The 15,730-nt window shown below is 66.8% G+C and carries 14 protein-coding genes and 1 pseudogene; 6 read left to right on the top strand and 9 right to left on the bottom strand.

Annotated features, from left to right (window positions below):
* Window positions 1-40: 40 nt before the first annotated feature.
* Together G6N13_RS01705 and G6N13_RS01700 are read right to left on the bottom strand one after the other, a co-directional pair.
* Window positions 41-1,504, bottom strand: coding sequence for a cation:proton antiporter domain-containing protein (locus G6N13_RS01705; protein WP_163701525.1), 1,464 nt, complete (start codon window positions 1,502-1,504; stop codon window positions 41-43).
* A 239-nt stretch (window positions 1,505-1,743) separates the two neighbouring features.
* Window positions 1,744-3,147, bottom strand: a complete 1,404-nt coding sequence (locus G6N13_RS01700) for an alpha/beta hydrolase (protein WP_163701522.1) — start codon at window positions 3,145-3,147, stop codon at window positions 1,744-1,746.
* Window positions 3,148-3,390: 243 nt separating this feature from the next.
* Here G6N13_RS01700 and G6N13_RS01695 point away from each other — a divergent pair, with 243 nt between their 5' ends.
* Window positions 3,391-3,933, top strand: coding sequence for a MarR family winged helix-turn-helix transcriptional regulator (locus G6N13_RS01695; protein WP_163694548.1), 543 nt, complete (start codon window positions 3,391-3,393; stop codon window positions 3,931-3,933).
* Window positions 3,934-4,359: 426 nt separating this feature from the next.
* Here the strand turns inward: G6N13_RS01695 and G6N13_RS01690 are convergent.
* From G6N13_RS01690 to G6N13_RS01680, 3 genes and pseudogenes are all read right to left on the bottom strand, one after another.
* Window positions 4,360-5,763: pseudogene (locus tag G6N13_RS01690) on the bottom strand (IS1380 family transposase).
* A gap of 120 nt (window positions 5,764-5,883) precedes the next feature.
* Entirely contained in the window at window positions 5,884-7,107 is a 1,224-nt protein-coding gene (locus G6N13_RS01685; RefSeq protein WP_163694547.1) for an Rv3212 family protein, read from the bottom strand.
* A gap of 20 nt (window positions 7,108-7,127) precedes the next feature.
* Window positions 7,128-8,645, bottom strand: a complete 1,518-nt coding sequence (locus tag G6N13_RS01680; RefSeq protein ID WP_163694546.1) for a DEAD/DEAH box helicase — start codon at window positions 8,643-8,645, stop codon at window positions 7,128-7,130.
* Window positions 8,646-8,894: 249 nt separating this feature from the next.
* Between G6N13_RS01680 and G6N13_RS01675 the strand changes: the two genes are divergently transcribed.
* Window positions 8,895-9,578: a ferritin-like fold-containing protein gene (locus G6N13_RS01675; protein WP_163694545.1), complete on the top strand. Its 684-nt coding sequence runs from the start codon at window positions 8,895-8,897 to the stop codon at window positions 9,576-9,578.
* On the opposite strand, the gene G6N13_RS01670 is transcribed toward G6N13_RS01675, so the two are convergent.
* On the bottom strand, window positions 9,575-10,147 hold the full coding sequence (locus G6N13_RS01670; RefSeq protein WP_163694544.1) for an MmpS family transport accessory protein: 573 nt from the start codon (window positions 10,145-10,147) through the stop codon (window positions 9,575-9,577). The genes G6N13_RS01675 and G6N13_RS01670 overlap by 4 nt on opposite strands.
* Before the next feature lie 174 nt (window positions 10,148-10,321).
* On the opposite strand from G6N13_RS01670, the gene G6N13_RS01665 reads away from it, so the two are divergent.
* The gene (locus G6N13_RS01665; protein ID WP_163694543.1) at window positions 10,322-10,570 is read left to right on the top strand and encodes a DUF3107 domain-containing protein; all 249 of its coding nucleotides are present in this window, start codon (window positions 10,322-10,324) and stop codon (window positions 10,568-10,570) included.
* A 3-nt stretch (window positions 10,571-10,573) separates the two neighbouring features.
* Here G6N13_RS01665 and G6N13_RS01660 read toward each other — a convergent pair whose 3' ends face one another.
* Window positions 10,574-11,248 carry an HTH-type transcriptional activator FasR gene (locus G6N13_RS01660; protein ID WP_163694542.1) on the bottom strand — a complete coding sequence of 225 codons (675 nt, stop codon included), beginning with the start codon at window positions 11,246-11,248 and terminating at the stop codon, window positions 10,574-10,576.
* Window positions 11,249-11,411: 163 nt separating this feature from the next.
* Here G6N13_RS01660 and G6N13_RS01655 point away from each other — a divergent pair, with 163 nt between their 5' ends.
* The 3 genes from G6N13_RS01655 to G6N13_RS01645 all read left to right on the top strand — a co-directional run bounded on the left by G6N13_RS01655 (window position 11,412) and on the right by G6N13_RS01645 (window position 14,629).
* Window positions 11,412-12,455, top strand: a complete 1,044-nt coding sequence (locus G6N13_RS01655; RefSeq protein WP_163694541.1) for a DUF3152 domain-containing protein — start codon at window positions 11,412-11,414, stop codon at window positions 12,453-12,455.
* Window positions 12,456-12,562: 107 nt separating this feature from the next.
* Entirely contained in the window at window positions 12,563-13,729 is a 1,167-nt protein-coding gene (gene moeZ / locus G6N13_RS01650) for an adenylyltransferase/sulfurtransferase MoeZ (protein WP_235678015.1), read from the top strand.
* Window positions 13,730-13,774: 45 nt separating this feature from the next.
* Window positions 13,775-14,629 (top strand): TIGR02569 family protein, encoded by an 855-nt coding sequence (locus G6N13_RS01645; protein WP_163694540.1) that lies wholly within the window; start codon window positions 13,775-13,777, stop codon window positions 14,627-14,629.
* On the opposite strand, the gene G6N13_RS01640 is transcribed toward G6N13_RS01645, so the two are convergent.
* Both G6N13_RS01640 and G6N13_RS01635 read right to left on the bottom strand, forming a co-directional pair.
* The gene (locus G6N13_RS01640; protein ID WP_163694539.1) at window positions 14,626-14,922 is read right to left on the bottom strand and encodes an MGMT family protein; all 297 of its coding nucleotides are present in this window, start codon (window positions 14,920-14,922) and stop codon (window positions 14,626-14,628) included. The two genes, G6N13_RS01645 and G6N13_RS01640, sit on opposite strands and share 4 nt — an antisense overlap.
* A 2-nt stretch (window positions 14,923-14,924) precedes the next feature.
* Entirely contained in the window at window positions 14,925-15,713 is a 789-nt protein-coding gene (locus tag G6N13_RS01635; protein WP_163694538.1) for an alpha/beta fold hydrolase, read from the bottom strand.
* Window positions 15,714-15,730 lie beyond the last annotated feature (17 nt).

Genomic DNA, 15,730 nt, shown 5'->3' with positions numbered 1-15,730 from the left:
ACAGGGGGGCCGCGGCGGCCTGCGAGCGGAAGAATCGGGCTTACGAGCGGACGAAGAGAGCCGTGAGTGTTTCGCGGAGTTCGGGAACGGCGAGTATGACGACCTCGTCGCCGGCGTGCAGTTCGGTGTCCGCGCGCACGGGCACCAGGCCGCTGGTGCGGACCACCATGCTCACCCAGATGTCGCCGGCATGGTCGCCGAGGCTTTCGATGGTCCATCCCTCGGCTGTCGATCCGGGGGCGACGGTGAGCCGGTGGACCCCGTGCGGTTCGTCGCGCAGTCGCACGGCGACTGCCCAGGGCTCGGGGTCGACGGTGCGCATGGGCAGGCGCAGCAGACTTGCAAGGCTGGGTACCGAGCTGCCCTGTACCAGCACCGAGAAGGCGACGACGACCACCACGATGCCGTAGAGGCGTTCGGCGTCAGGGACATGAGCGGCTCGTAGGAACTCGCCGAGCAGGATGGGCACCGCGCCCTTGAGGCCCGCCAGCAGAATGAAGGCGCGTTCATTGTTCTTCAGCCGCACCGGAATCAGGCAGACCCCCACCCCCAACGGCCGGATCGCAATCGTAAGGGCGATGGCGAGCACCAGTCCGGGAATCCACACGTCGGGATGCGCAAGCACGTGCAGGTCGACGGTTAAGCCGAGAACTGCGAAGGCCACGATTTCGGCGAGCCCGGCCATGGCGGCATGGAATCGTTTGACTTCCGACTGGTAGGGCGCGCGGGCGTCGCCGATCACAATGCCGGCGACGAACACGGCGAGGAATCCGGACCCGTGGGCCAGCGTGGCGACGCCGTAGAGCATGAGGCTGCAGGCCAACGTTCGCAGGGGGTAGATGCCCTCGCTGGGCAGCGGTACGCGGCGGATAAAGATGAGCAGTGCGCGCCCGCCGATGACACCAACGCTCGCGCCGATCACCATCTGCTGTGCGAACTCGGTTCCCACGCTGGCGAAGCCGGCGACGCTGAGGCCACCGGCGGCGAGCAGGCTGACCATCAGGGAGATGCCGACCGGATCGTTGGCGCCGGACTCGCCCTCCAGGATGGTGCCACTGCGCCCCGCGATTTGGCGCTTACCCAGCACGGAGAACACCACGGCCGGATCCGTGGGGGCGACAGCGGTGGCCACCAGCACCGCGAGGTACCAGCTGATCCCGCACACGTAGTGCAGCACTAGCGCACCACCGGCGGCGGTGAAGAAGGTCCCGACGACACCGATCGACAGGATCGGGACGATCGCCGAGCGGAAGCGCGACCCGCCGATGTGCATGCCGCCGTCGAACAACACCAACACCAGTGCGAGAGTGATCACTCGCTGCACCGTCTGTGTCGACGGTGCGTGCAGCGCGGGTTGCGCGTTCACGGCCACCGCTGCGCCGACCAGTACCAGCAGGGCCACCGGGATCTTTACCCGCTCGGTGAGTCGGTTCGCCAGCACCGCAACCAATCCGACGGCACTGGAGAATAAAATGATCAGCGCGTAATGGGCAGTGTCGTTCACTACGGGGGCCACCGATCATCCAGCACGCCAAGCCTTTCCACCGGTTGGCAACGACACCGCCGACCAGACTTCCCGGCACACCCTACGAGGAAGTCTAAGCTCTCGGGCGGACTTTCGAACACGAGGCTAACTAACCGCGTGCAGCCTTTCGCGGAAGGCTTACGCGCTGGCGATGAGCGTCATTGCGTAATCAGTGCGAGATCTGACTGCAGCGTTTCTCTCCGTGGATTCCGGCCGGCCTACTTGGCCGCCGGTGGGTCGGCGAGCGATGACACCGCAGTGACCGGGGCTGGTAGGGCTGGCGGCGCGCCCGGCATCGGGATGGCTGGCACAGCAGGGGTTCTCAGCTGGCCGGCGAGCCACTGCAGTGCAGCGTTGAACGCCTGGGCAGCGAACAGCCAATCGTGGTGCCCGGGCAGGCCGAGCACCGAGCACTCGATGCCATGTGCCGAGCCCACTCTGCACAACGTTTGGGCGGCCTGGTCCTGACCTTCGGGGTTGGCGAGATCGGGACCGCCGCCCCTGAGCGGCTGGTCCTTGGTGGCCACGGCGAACAGCCCCGATACGGCGCTGTAGTGGCCATGACGGGTGATCACCGTGGTCGGGTCGAACGCGGCCCACGCGTCGGCGTCACCGCCGAACAATCGCGCGATGGTCTGCGCCTTGGTGCCCGAGTTCGGGCCCAGGTCACCGGCGATGTCGATGAAGGTGCTGAACAATTCCGGACGGCGTACGGCCAGTTCGACGGCGCACGTGCCACCCATCGACCAGCCAACGACACCCCAGTGGCGCCGATCGGCGCTGACACCGAAGTTGGAGATCATAAAGGGCACAACATCTTTGGTGAGGTGGAAGGAGGCGTTCCCGCGGATTCCGTTGACACATTCCGTGTCGTTGTCGAACGCCCCGGTGGCGTCGACGAAAACGAACACCGGCGCGTTTCCGCCGTGCGCGGCCGCGAAGTCGTCGATCGCGTGCACCGCACCTCCGGCACGCAGCCAGTCAGCCGGGGTGTTGAACTGCGCGCCGATCATCATCACCACCGGCAGCCGCGGTGGCGGGTTGGCGGCGAACCACGCCGGCGGCAGATAGACCAGCTCATCGCGATGCTGGAAACGCGATGCCGCGGCACTGATTGTTACGGGTACGACCACGCCACGGCTTGGGCGGATACGGGCGAGCTGCATCGCGGTGACAGTCATTCGGTCGGTCTGATCGGGAAGAGGGCTCACCGTTAACTGGCTCCACGCGGAGTGCACAGTCGGGAAGTACCCGACCCACTGGTTGACCACGAGCGCCGCACAGAGGGCACAGGCCGGCACGCACGCCAGCCCCAGGGTGCGTCGCCACCACCGCGCGTCGCGCCATCCGGCCGCGGCGGTGACGAGTGTGAGGCCGGTCAGCCCGACCCACCACCACAGCCGACGCGGCGCGGGGTCGCCAGCTACGCCGATCGCACCGAGGTAGACGTTGACCGCGACCGCGAATGCGCCGCCAAGGACCGCAGCCGTCGGCAGCCACCGTGTGCGCCATCGCCGCGACCGCCATCCCACTGCCGTCACGACAGCGGTGAGCGTGATGAGTTGGACGAGCGGGGGTAGCCAGCCAGACGTCAGTGACTGCTGCCCGATGAGGTGCTGCACCTCGATCAGGCCTCTCGCGTTGCAGCCCAGCACCTGGGCGACAAACGCTTTGACCGTTGTGTCGTCGGTCGCCCGAGATGTTCCGCACGGCGAGCTGTCGACGCCACTGCCACTCCTTCACAGATTGCAATCGCCCCTAATTTACGTGCAGAGTGCAGGGCATGCAAAACGCACACGCCTATCCGGGCCGCGCGGATATCAGCGTTCGGCACGGTATTCTCCGGCCAGACACGAAAGGACCGCATGGCTGTATCGAAGAAGCGCAGGGGCGGGCTCGCTGCGTCCAGCGCCGTCGCCGATGACTTCCTGATTCAACTCGAGCAGGCCACCCGAGGGCTGCTCGCACTGAACGTTTCAGTGCTCGAGCGGATGGAAAAGCGCATCGGACTGGCGCCACTGCGCGCATTGCAGTCCCTGGAGCGCCTGGGGCCCAGTATGGTCACCGAGCTTGGCGACAACCTTGATCTGCTGTCGTCGACAGCGAGCCGACTCAGCGATCGACTGGCCGAAGCCGGCTACATCACCCGCGCCGTGTCGCCGACGAATCGGCGCGCGACCCTGCTGGAACTCACCGATGCCGGTCGCGCCGTACTCGACGACCTCGAGACCTTGCGGGTGCAGGCCTTCGGTGAGGTCGCTGCGCTCATGAGTGATGTCGACCGAGCGGCGCTCGTCCAGGGCACCCGGGCATTCACCGAAGCCCACCGGGAGCTGTCCGACCGCGCGCGGCAGGACCGCACGGGTCCGGTTCCAACCCGCGCTGAGGATACACGCGGATCTGCTTAACCGAAGGCTGCGGGCACATCAGAGGTCGGCAGTTCTTTGAAATCTCGGTTGGCTGCGCGGCAGAGGAATCCGACCTGCCACGCCCGAGGGTGTCGCCGAGCTACCCGTCTCGCTGCGGATGTTGGAGCGATGACCGGGGGCAGATCGAAGATGATGTGTGAAGGATCCTCAGCAGCAATCAATCACATTGTGTAGTACGGCAATTCGAAGTGATCGACGAGGATGTGTTCGAGCAAGAGATCCGCCACCGGACGGATTCTCAGTGCCCGCATTGCCACATTCCGCGTCCTAAGCCTCGATCCACCGATGTTCGTTGGTAGTGGTGGTGGGGTTGAGTTTTGATCGTGGTTGCTGTTGCCGGCAGGGGGTATCTGCTGGTCTGCCCAGCTTTTCCTGTGTTGTTCGGTCGGGCCTTTCGGCGGGTGGTCAAAAGGTCGTGGTGGCTGGCGGGCTGTGGCCGGTGGTGTTGGGCCACAGGGTGAGCCAGTGATCGACCCAGGGCCAGTGGGCTGGTAGGTGCAGGATGGGTCGGCGTTGCGGCCGTGCCAGTCGGGCCGCGATGTTGATGATCTTGCGGCGCAGGGTGGTGCCGCGGGCGGCGGCGTTGGTGCCGCCGCCAGGACGCCGGTGGCGCGCAGCAGGTTGTGGGCGATCGCGGCGCATAGGATCCAGGCGCTGTTGGCGTCGAAGCGCCCGGAGGGGATGTGGGCCAGTGGGCCGTCGATGAGGTCGGCGAACACGGTTTCGATGATGGCGTGGCGGCGGTGGGTGATATCGGCGGCGTCGATGGGTTCGTCGGTGTCGGTGAAGAACGGGTGATAGCGCCACACCGGGAACAGGGCGTCACGGTAGCGGGCGTCTTTGACGCGGCGCACGATCAACCGGGCAGTCATCGGGTGATCGGTGGAACCGAAAGCGGTGTAGGTGGTTTCAGCGACTTCGGCATCGCAGATCCAGTCCCCGGTATCGGGGTCACGCACCGCGCCGGGGTAGTTGACCGGCCTCCACGCATCATCGGCGATGGTGTCGATGGCTGCCGTCACAGCCCGGGTTTTGGTCAGCACCAGCGAGAACCGGGCCCCGGCCCGTTGGCGGGCCGCCACCACGGTGCTGTTGCCGTAGGCCGAGTCTGCGCGCACCAGGATCTGACCACCGACTCCGGCGGCACGCGCGGTCACCACGGCGTGGGCGATCATGGACGCCGCGCCCCGCCCGGAGTTCGCTCTGCCGGCCCGCAGCCGGGCACCGGTGATCACCGGGGCGCTGTGGTCGGTGCTGATCGTGGTGATCAATGGCGAGAGTCCTTTGCGCAGGATTCTGCGTGCCGGCGATCGTGGTGTGCCCGTAGGAGGCGCCCTGCTTGGCGTGTCCATACACCGGGCGCAGCAGGGAGTCGATGTCGATGAAGGCCCGCTCATCGGCCCCAGGCAACAGTGGCACCCGCTGACACAGCGCCCCCAGGTGTTCGCGCAGGACCGATTCGAGTTGCCGTGCATGACCGAAGGTGAACTCCCGCAACAGGGTTCCGATGATCGAGGGTGCATACACATCCCCGAACAGGGTCTTCATCCCACCGGCACGCACAATATCGAGGTCGTCGATACTGTCCGCGCCAGCGCACATCCCGGCGATCAGCGTGGTCAGCTTCGGTGACGGATTGGCCGCACCGGATTTGATCCGCTCGCCGATGAACGCGATCTTGCGCTCCAACAACTCTGACAGCCCGGTTTGAGCGGCCAGCGTCATCACCGGCACCAGCCCGGCGCACGACACGAGATGCTCTTCATCGAACACCGCAGACTCGGCGGCGAACCTATGGGAAACTTGCACTCGAAGTGCCCTTCCGAGTTGGTCCGATTGTTTGTGTAAGAACTTCAATCATCCCAGTTCAAAGGGCACTTTTCTAATACCGACACCCGAACCCTCATCAAGTCAATCGGTGGATCGAGGCTAAGGGCCGTATGCGACCAGCGCGGCGCCGCGCTGCTCGATCACCTTCGAATCGGTGACGGTGGGGACCACGGGGCCCGAGCCGTCCGGGTGCTCGACGGTGATCACCCGATCTTCGGCGCCGTTGGCCGGGTCGTACACGCCGATGCCGTTGGTCAACGGGATGAGCAGGCGCCCGGCCATCATCGCGCCCGGGCCCAGCGGGGCGACGGCGGCCGATGCGTTGATGCTGTAGCGGTAGGACAGGCGGCTGTCGAAGACCTCGACGCTGTCACCGGTCCACCAGGTGAACATGTCACCGGCGCGGGTGACGGCCTGGGCCGGGTTCACCAACAGCGGAGCCTTTTTCAGCAGCGTGCTGGCGACCATCGTGCCGGTGTCATCGTAGACGGCGATCTCGGGTTGGGGCGTCGGTAAGTACACCGCGGTGGTGGTGCCCGACACGGCCAGCACGCGCGCCTCGGAGTCGGGTGCGACGCCCGGCAGCGGCACGTTCTTGGTGTCGGGTTCGTCTTCTTCTTTGGCCGGCTTGAGCAGGGTCAGCCGCAGGTCCTTCTGGTCCCGGCAGGCTTCCAGAACCGACACCGCCTCATCGCTCGCGGCCGCCGACATCAGGGTGCAGCCGGTGCCGAGTCCCTGGTTGACCGGCTTGACCCGGGCGTCGATCTCGCCGTAGGACAGCATCCGCACCAGATCCGAGCGCCACAGCTCCAGCCGGGTGGGACCGGCCGAGAGAACAGCGCTCCCGTTGGAGCTGAGCACCACGTGTTTGTCGGCGTACGACGTGCGGGTCGCGCCGCGGTGCCCGGTGCCGCCGTTGATCCCGCTGACCTGCCCGCAGCCGCGGATATCGGGGTAGACCGCGACGGCGAGGTCGTAGACGTAGGACACCCCGCACAGCTCGGTGTCGCGGGCGAAGGTCCACCGGGTCTGGCCGGTCCGCGGATCACGGCCCTCGACGGTCGTTCCGTCGGCGGCCAGCACGGTGCCGCCGACCACGATCGGGCTCAGCGTGCGGGCGCTGACCGCGGTCCACAGTGGGTGCAGTGTGTCAGGAACGACCCGTGCCGGAACCGGATTGGGTGCCGGTGAGGTGGCGGGCCGGCTGATCGTGGCCCGCGCCGAGCTGTTCCACCAGAACAGGGCGGAGATGACGGCCACGACAAGCGCGATCGTCGCCGCCGCAACGAGATCGCCCTTGGTGCGGCGCTCAGGTCTGACCATCTAGGCGACGATAGCGGTCGTCAGCCTGCGGTTGCGGGGGCCTCGGCGGCGTTGCGCGGCCGACGCCGGTGCCGGCGCTTGCGAGCCGGGCTGTCGTCACCGCCGTCAGCCGCCGCGGCCTTGTCCCCGGAGGGGGCAGCGGTGCCGTCGGCAGTCGGCTCGACGTGTCCGGCGGCTCCCTCACCACCGCGGGTGCGCCGACGGGATCGATTGCGGGTGGGCCGCTCCCGGTTGGCGTCCTTGTCCTTGGAGCTGATCCGGGTTCCGTCCTGAGCCTTGGCGGCCCGCGGCGACGTGCGCGGGCCGCCGACTGTGCCGCCGGTGCCGGCGGGGATGCTGAGCTCTTCGTGGAAGTGTGGCGAATTAGAGTAGGTCTCCGAGGGGTCGGCGCGGTCGAGCTTGAGCGCGGTGTTGATCATCTCCCAGCGGTCGAGCTCGTCCCAGTCGACGAGGGTGATCGCGATACCGGTCTTACCGGCCCGGCCGGTGCGGCCGATGCGGTGCACGTAGGCCTGTTCGTCTTCGGGGATCTGGTAGTTGATGACGTGGGTGATGTTGTCGATATCGATGCCTCGGGCCGCGACGTCAGTCGCGACCAGGACGTCGACGTCACCCCCGCGGAAGGCCTTGAGTGCCTTCTCGCGGGCGATTTGGCCGAGGTCGCCGTGCACGGCCCCCACTTTGAATCCGCGCTCGGCGAGCTCGTCGGCCACCTTCTGCGCCGTGCGTTTGGTGCGGGTGAAGATCATCGTCGCGCCGCGGCCCTCGGCCTGCAGGATGCGGCTGACCATCTCGACCTTGTCCAGTGCGTGTGCGCGATAGACGAACTGCTCGGTGCTGTCGTGGGTGGCTGCGCCCTGTACGCCCTCGGCCCGGATGTGGGTGGGCTGGTTCATGAACGTCCGCGCCAGCGTGATGATCGGGTCGGGCATCGTCGCCGAGAACAGCATCGCCTGGCGCTGGTCGGGGATCTGCTTGAGGATGCGCTCGATATCGGGCAGGAAGCCCAGGTCGAGCATCTCGTCGGCTTCGTCGAGCACCAGCATGCTCAGACCACCGAGCTGCAGGTGACCCTGCTGGGCGAGATCGAGCAGTCGGCCGGGCGTGCCGATCACAACGTCGACGCCCTTCTGCAGCGCCGCGATCTGTGCCTCGTAGGGCCGCCCGCCGTAGATGGAGGTGACCGACAGTTTGCGGTCGCCGGCGCGCAGATACTTGGCGGCGCTGGCGATGTCCTCGTACACCTGCAGGCAGAGCTCGCGGGTCGGTACGACGACCAGCCCGCGCGGGGTGCCGCTGAGTTCGCGTTCGCTGTCGGTGGTGATGCGCTGAAGCATCGGCACGCCGAAGGCCAGCGTCTTGCCCATGCCGGTGCGTGCCTGACCGATCAGGTCATCGCCGGCCAGGGCCATTGGCAGCGTCAGTTCCTGGATGGCGAATGCGAATTCCTTGCCATCTTCGGCAAGTGCCCGGACGATCTCGTCGCGCACTCCGAGCTGGGCAAAGGAAATCTGGGGATGTGTTGTCAGTGGTGTCATGCTGGTGGCGTTGTGCCTTCCGATGTTGTTCCTCGTGGTGTTGTCCAGCGCGCACGAGTTAACGTCGGAATAGAGTCGGCTTCAACAAGATTCGATGCCGATTCACCGGGCCCTGCACTGAGGGAGGCGGGCCCACTGCATGCACGCACATTTCCTTGACCGCGCCTCACGGCGCGTGTCAGACGCCATTGTAGCTGGTCGCGCTCGCCGGGACTGATCGAAGCCTCGGCCGGGACTACAGTGTCGGCCATGACCGCCCCGCAATCTGCTGCCGAGTCAGCGGCGAACATCTCCGCCGATCACCCCGGCGTCAACGAGTTGTTCGCGCTCCTGGCTTACGGCGAGGTCGCGGCGTTCTACCGACTTACTGACGAGGCGCGGATGGCGCCCGACCTGCGCGGCCGCATCAACATGGCCAGCATGGCCGCCGCCGAGATGGCCCACTACGACCTGCTGCGCGACGCGCTACAGGCACGCGGCGTGGACGTCGTGCCGGCGATGTCGCGATACGCCTCGGCGCTGGAGAACTACCACCGGCTGACCACCCCGAGCACCTGGCTGGAGGCGCTGGTCAAGACGTATGTCGGTGACGCGCTGGCGGCCGATTTCTACCTCGAGATCGCCGACGTGCTGCCCGATGAGGTGGCCGCCGTAGTCCGCGGGGTGCTGTCGGAGACGGGACACTCGCAGTTCGTGGTCGCTGAGGTCCGCGCGGCAGTGACCACCAGCGGACGGCAGCGCAGCCGGCTGGCGCTGTGGTCGCGACGCTTGCTCGGTGAGGCGATCACCCAGGCCCAATACGTGCTGGCCGAACATGATGAACTCGTTGACTTGGTGTTGGCCGGGCCGGGCGGGCTTGGGCAGGTGGCCGACTTCTTCGACCGGCTGCAGCGCACTCACGCCGATCGGATGGCCGAGCTCGGTCTGGATTAGCGGTTGCAGGTCGCCGAGATCGCGTTGTCGGTCTGGGCGGCCACTGTGGCCCCCCGCGCATCGGTGATCCAGCAGTTCAACTGACTTCCGCCGCTGCTGGCCGTCACATAGTTGACCGGCACCGTCGGGACGACCGTCATCCGCCAGGGCAGCGCGACGTTTTCCGAGGTGCGCAACGCCCCTGTCTCGTCGGCGTAGGTGATGGTGACCGGATCATCGGGTCGCTGGTTTCCCGCGACGGTGTAGACGATCTGGCGGGGATCGACCGTCGTCTGGGCCATCGGCGCCGCGGTCGGGGCGGTGGTCGGGGGGATCAGGACGGGAGTCTCCACCGGCAGGCCCGGGACGGTGACGGTGACCGGCGCGAGCGGCGGGGTGGACGTCCGGGGAGCGGGGACGGCCACCACGGTGCGGGTCGGGGTGGCGCCGCCGAAGTCGGGCGTGGTGGTGGCGGCCTCGCCGGTCCGCACGACCAATGTCGTCGCCGACGCGGCGACTAGCACGCCCGCGGTGGTCAGCGCCACCCGGGGCCACTGCACCAGGCGCTGCCGACGCTTCTTGTCGCTCACGAGGAAAGGTTATGGACGCGCGCCGCGCATTCCGGCGCGCCGCGCCCGTCTGTTGCCATGCTGTTATCGCAGCTTGACGCGCTATTTGCTTACCGCGAACGGCTGCCGTCAACCGGGTGCCGCGGCGTCCACTAGCCTTCTGGGTACCGCGTATGTGAGAGGGAAGGGGCCAGTGTGGAGGTCAAGATCGGTGTCACGGACAGCCCACGTGAGCTGGTGTTCACCAGCTCGCAAACGCCGGCAGAGGTCGAAGAGCTGGTGACCTCGGCGTTTTCGAAGGGTGGTTCGGACGTGCTGAGCCTGACCGACGACAAGGGGCGCCGCTTCCTGGTGCAGACCACCAAGATCACTTATGTCGAGATCGGTGTCGCCGACGTGCGGCGGGTCGGCTTCGGGATCGCCGCGAAACCAGCAGAGGCTTAAGCCTCAGCCGCGGGTCAGCGGGACGTGTGACAGACCGCCCCAGGCGAATTGCACCGTCCCGTCGACCGCGACCTCTTTGGTCACCGGGCGGTCGGCGTTCAGCCAGTACCGGGCGCTGTCGACGCTGATGGCCACCAGTCCGACCGCGATCATTCGGGCGCGGTGTGGATCGAGCCCGGAATCCCGGCTGATCAGGTCGAATACCGCGTCGGTACACGATTCGGTGGCGACCTTCACCTGGACGGCGACCTGCGGCTCGGTGATGTAGTCGTTCTCGAAGATCAGCCGGTAACCCTGGCTGTCGTGCTCGATGAAATCGAAGAAGGCCTGCACCGCTGCCCGCAGCCGCTGCCGGTTGTCGGTGGTGGTGCGCAGCGCCTGCCGGACGCCGGACACCAGGTTTTCCACATGCCGGTTCAGGACGGCCAGATACAGCTCGAGCTTGCTTGAGAAATGTTGGTACAGAACGGGTTTGCTCACACCGGCGCGATCGGCGATCTCGTCCATGCCGGCGGCATGGTATCCGCGGTCGACGAAGACTTCGCTGGCTGCCGCGAGCAGTTGGCCCCGGCGCTCATCACGCGGCAGGCGGCTACCGCGTCGGGGCGTGCTGACAGGACGGTCGCCATTGGCTGTTCGAGCGGACTTCCGCTCGGCCGCGTTGGCGAGATCGCTCATCGAGTCCTCAATCTGTGTGTGGCTGGGCGGCAGTGCCCCCGCGCTCGCAGCCTCGTTGACCTGACAGTACTACCCGGGCCTGATTACTCGCCCGTAGCGCGCTGCGGTGATGGTACGGGCGCGCCGGAAGTCTCGTGTTCGGCTGTTGTGCCATCCTGGGTCGGTGACCTACGACCCGGGGCACCGCGGCGGCGGTCGGGTGCCGGTGCTGCGCAACGAGTGGCGTGAGCCGCTGCGTGCACTGCGGGACCCGTTGGCGGGGGAACAGGGCCGGCCAAGATCCAACCGGGATCAGCGGCGGCGATGGCGCAAACAGACCTGGTTGGGCCGTTTCGTCTCGACTTACGGCTGGCGTGCGTATGCGCTTCCGGTGCTGATCGTGGTGACCGGCATAGTGCTGTATCAGACCATCACCGGAACTGCCGCTCCGGCGAGTGAGCCCACCGCTCACGGCAAGGTCGAAGGCCCGCCGACGATCGGATCAAGCGGCACGTCGATCATCGGCGCGCCGCCGCGTGGCCTGACCGAGTTCGATGCCAACCTGCCGACCGGGATCTTGCCCGAGGGCGGGGCGTTCAGCGAAGCGGGAGCCAAGACGTGGCACATCGTGCCGGGCACCACGCCCAAGGTCGGTGAGGGCACCGCGAAGACGTTCACCTACACCGTGGAGATCGAGGACGGTGTGGACACCGGCTCCTTCGGCGGTGACGAGGGTTTCGCCCGGATGGTCACCGAGACGTTGAGCAATCCCAAGAGCTGGATTCACAATCCGCAGTTCGCCTTCCAGCGCGTCGACGCCACCGACGAGGGCGCCAAGCCGGATTTCCGGGTGTCGCTGACGTCGCCGATGACGGTGCGGGAGGGATGCGGGTATGAGATTCCGCTGGAGTCGTCCTGCTATAACCCGGCCTACGGGCCCGATGCCCAGCCGCGGGTGTTCATCAACGAGTCCCGCTGGGTGCGCGGCGCGGTGCCGTTCCAGGGCGATATCGGCTCCTACCGGCAATACCTGATCAATCATGAGGTCGGCCACGCGATCGGGTATCAGCATCACGAGCCGTGCGACGAGAACGGCGGCCTGGCACCGGTGATGATGCAGCAGACGTTCTCCACCGCCGATGACGACGCCTCCAAATTCGACCCCGAATACGTCAAAGCCGACGGGAAGACGTGCCGGTTCAACCCCTGGCCGTATCCGATCGCGTAGTGCTGCGGGAAGCTTTCGCGGCTGTTTGCCGTTGATCTGGCCACCTGCTGAGATGGATGGTGAACGCCCGTCTGGCCATGCCAATTCAAGGAGTGCCGGTGTCTCCGTTGCCGCCGCTGGTCGAACCAGCCGCTGAGCTCACGCGTGACGAAGTGGCGCGCTATAGCCGCCACCTGATCATCCCGGATCTGGGCGTGGACGGGCAGAAACGCTTGAAGAACGCCAAGGTGCTGGTGATCGGTGCCGGCGGTCTGGGGTCGCCGACCCTGTTGTACCTGGCCGCCGCGGGCGTCGGCACCATCGGCATTGTCGAGTTCGACGTCGTCGACGAGTCCAACCTGCAGCGTCAAATCATCCACGGTCAATCCGATATCGGGCGGTCCAAGGCCGAGAGTGCGCGCGACTCTGTCCTCGAGGTCAACCCGCTGATCACCGTGCAGCTGCATGAGCTGCGGCTGGAACCCGCTAACGCGGTGCAGCTGTTCGAGCAGTACGACCTCATCCTGGACGGCACCGACAACTTCGCCACCCGGTACCTGGTCAACGACGCCGCAGCGCTGGCGCACAAGCCGTACGTGTGGGGGTCGATCTACCGGTTCGAGGGGCAGGCGTCGGTGTTCTGGGAGGACGCTCCCGACGGTGTGGGCCTGAACTATCGCGACCTCTACCCCGAGCCGCCGCCGCCTGGCATGGTCCCCTCCTGTGCCGAGGGGGGCGTCCTGGGCATCCTGTGCGCCTCGATCGCCTCGATCATGGGCACCGAGGCCATCAAGCTGATCACCGGCATCGGGGACACCCTGCTGGGCCGGCTGATGATCTATGACGCGCTGGACATGACCTACCGCACGATCCGGATCCGCAAGGACCCCGAGACCCCGAAGATCACCGAGCTCATCGATTACGAGTCGTTCTGCGGTGTGGTGTCGGTTGCCGCGGCCGACGCCGCGCAGGATTCGACGGTCACTCCGCGGGAGCTGCGTGATCTGCTCGATTCGGACACAAAGGTGGCGCTGATCGATGTGCGCGAGCCGGTGGAGTGGGAGATCAACCGCATCAGCGGTGCCGAGCTCATCCCGAAGTCGGCGATCGAGTCCGGTGAGGGTTTGGCAAAGCTGCCGCACGACCGCATCCCGGTGCTCTACTGCAAGAGCGGTGTGCGCTCGGCCGAGGCGCTGGCCGTGGTGAAGAAGGCCGGTTTCGCCGATGCGCTGCACCTTCAGGGCGGCATCCTGGCCTGGGGGAAGCAAATCGATCCCGACATGGTGATGTACTGACGGCTACTTTGCGTTCCGACCACCTAGGCTGTCGGGGTGGACGGGGTGACTGATGAGCGCCCGCCTGATCATGTCCTGGCGACGTTCGGTCTGAAAGGCCAGGATCCCGAACCTCTCGGTGCGGGTTGGGAGGGCGGCTTCAAATGCGGCGAGGTAGTGCTGTCGGTGATTGCCGACCATGCCAGGGCCGCGTGGTCGGCAAAGGCGCGCGAGACATTGTTCATCGACGGGGTGCGGTTGGCCCGGCCGGTGCGCTCGACTGACGGCCGCTATGTGGTGTCGGGTTGGCGGGCAGACACATTCGTCGCCGGTACGCCCGAACCGCGCCACGATGAGGTCGTCTCGGCCGGGGTGCGCCTGCATGAGGCCACCGCGAAGCTGGAACGGCCGCGATTCTTGACCCAGGCGCCGGTCGCGCCGTGGAGCGATGTCGACGTGTTCATCGCCGCGGATCGCGCAGCCTGGGAGGAGCGTCCGCTGCACTCGTTGCCCGCCGGCGCGGTGGTGGCACCCGGATCGGCCGACGGCGAGCGGTCGGTGGATCTGATCAACCAGCTGGCCGGGCTGCGTAAGCCGACCAAGAGCCCTAATCAACTGGTCCATGGCGACCTCTACGGGACCGTCCTTTTCGCGGGGACGGCCGCGCCGGGTATCACCGACATCACCCCGTACTGGCGGCCGGCGTCGTGGGCCGCCGGGGTGGTCGTCGTCGACGCGCTGGCCTGGGGCGAGGCCGACGACGGCTTGATCGAGCGCTGGGACGCGTTGCCGGAGTGGCCGCAGATGTTGTTGCGCGCGTTGATGTTCCGGCTTGCCGTGCACGCCCTGCATCCTCGTTCGACGGCGGCGGCGTTCCCCGGTTTGGCCCGTACCGCCGCGCTGATCCGGCTGGTTCTCTAGAACTCGTGACGGGCTTGTTTGAGGTTGACCCGGCCGTCGTCGGCCAGCACACCTTCGGCCCGCAGACGTTCGAGCTGGCGGGTGACCAGGTGGGTGGCCGGCTGGCCGGACGCGGTGATCACCCGATGCCACGGTAGATCCGAGGAGTCGGTGCGCATGATCCAGCCGACGATACGCGGGCTGGAAAGTTCTGCAGCCCTTGCGATATCACCGTAGGTGGCGACCCGCCCCGCGGGAATCGAGGCCACCAGCCGGCGCACCAGCTCGACCTGTTCGTCGGTAACCGCGGTCATCGCTAGAGGGCCTCGAGCAGGTCGCGGATGACCTTGGCGGTTTCCTCGGGCTTGGCATTGGGGACCATGTGCTGGCAGGCGACGTCGACCAGGGTGAAGTCCGCACCGAGTCGCTCCGAAAGGCCGTCCAGCAGTTCGGTGCCGACGTAGGGCGGATCCGTCCCCAGCGCCCGAACCAGCGTTGTCGGAGTTCCTTTGCGCGGCAACACGATATCGCGAGCCAACTCACTCCAATAGGACATCATCGCCGGCACGCAGATTCGCCAGCCGAAGCGGCCGTTGGGTAATGCGATGAGGTGCTCGTCGAGATCCTCGTCGAGGTCTGCGGGGTCCACATCGGCCCACGAGCCGGTGAACTTCTCGGTGCGGGCCTCGTAGCGGTCGGGGTAGTCCGGCGAGGCGAGCATGGACTCGGAGATCTCGTGCATCCATTCGCCGTCCAGGCCGATCGCGGGGTCGAGCAGGACGATTCCGGACACCAGATCGGGGCATGCCGCGGCCAGATTCAGCGCGATCGCCCCACCGAAGGAGTGACCCACCACCAGGACTGGGCCGTTGGCCTCGTGCTCCACCAGCGTGGCCAGCGCGGCGATATTGGCCTCGATCGTCCACGGCGCGGCGTAGGAGGAACGGCCGTGCCCGATCAGATCGGGCGCGGCCACCGTGATTTCGGGCAGGTGGTGCTCGGCCAGCCGCCGCCAGCGGTAGCCGTGGCCGGTGAGGCCGTGCAGAGCGAGCACCTGGACGGGGCCGGCCGGGCCGAAGCGGTGGACGTGAAGAGGCTGGGTCACGGCGTTCATGCTGCCAG

It is taken from the genome of Mycolicibacterium sarraceniae (assembly GCF_010731875.1).
GTDB lineage: Bacteria > Actinomycetota > Actinomycetes > Mycobacteriales > Mycobacteriaceae > Mycobacterium > Mycobacterium sarraceniae.
This window is presented reverse-complemented; position numbering and strand designations above follow the sequence as displayed.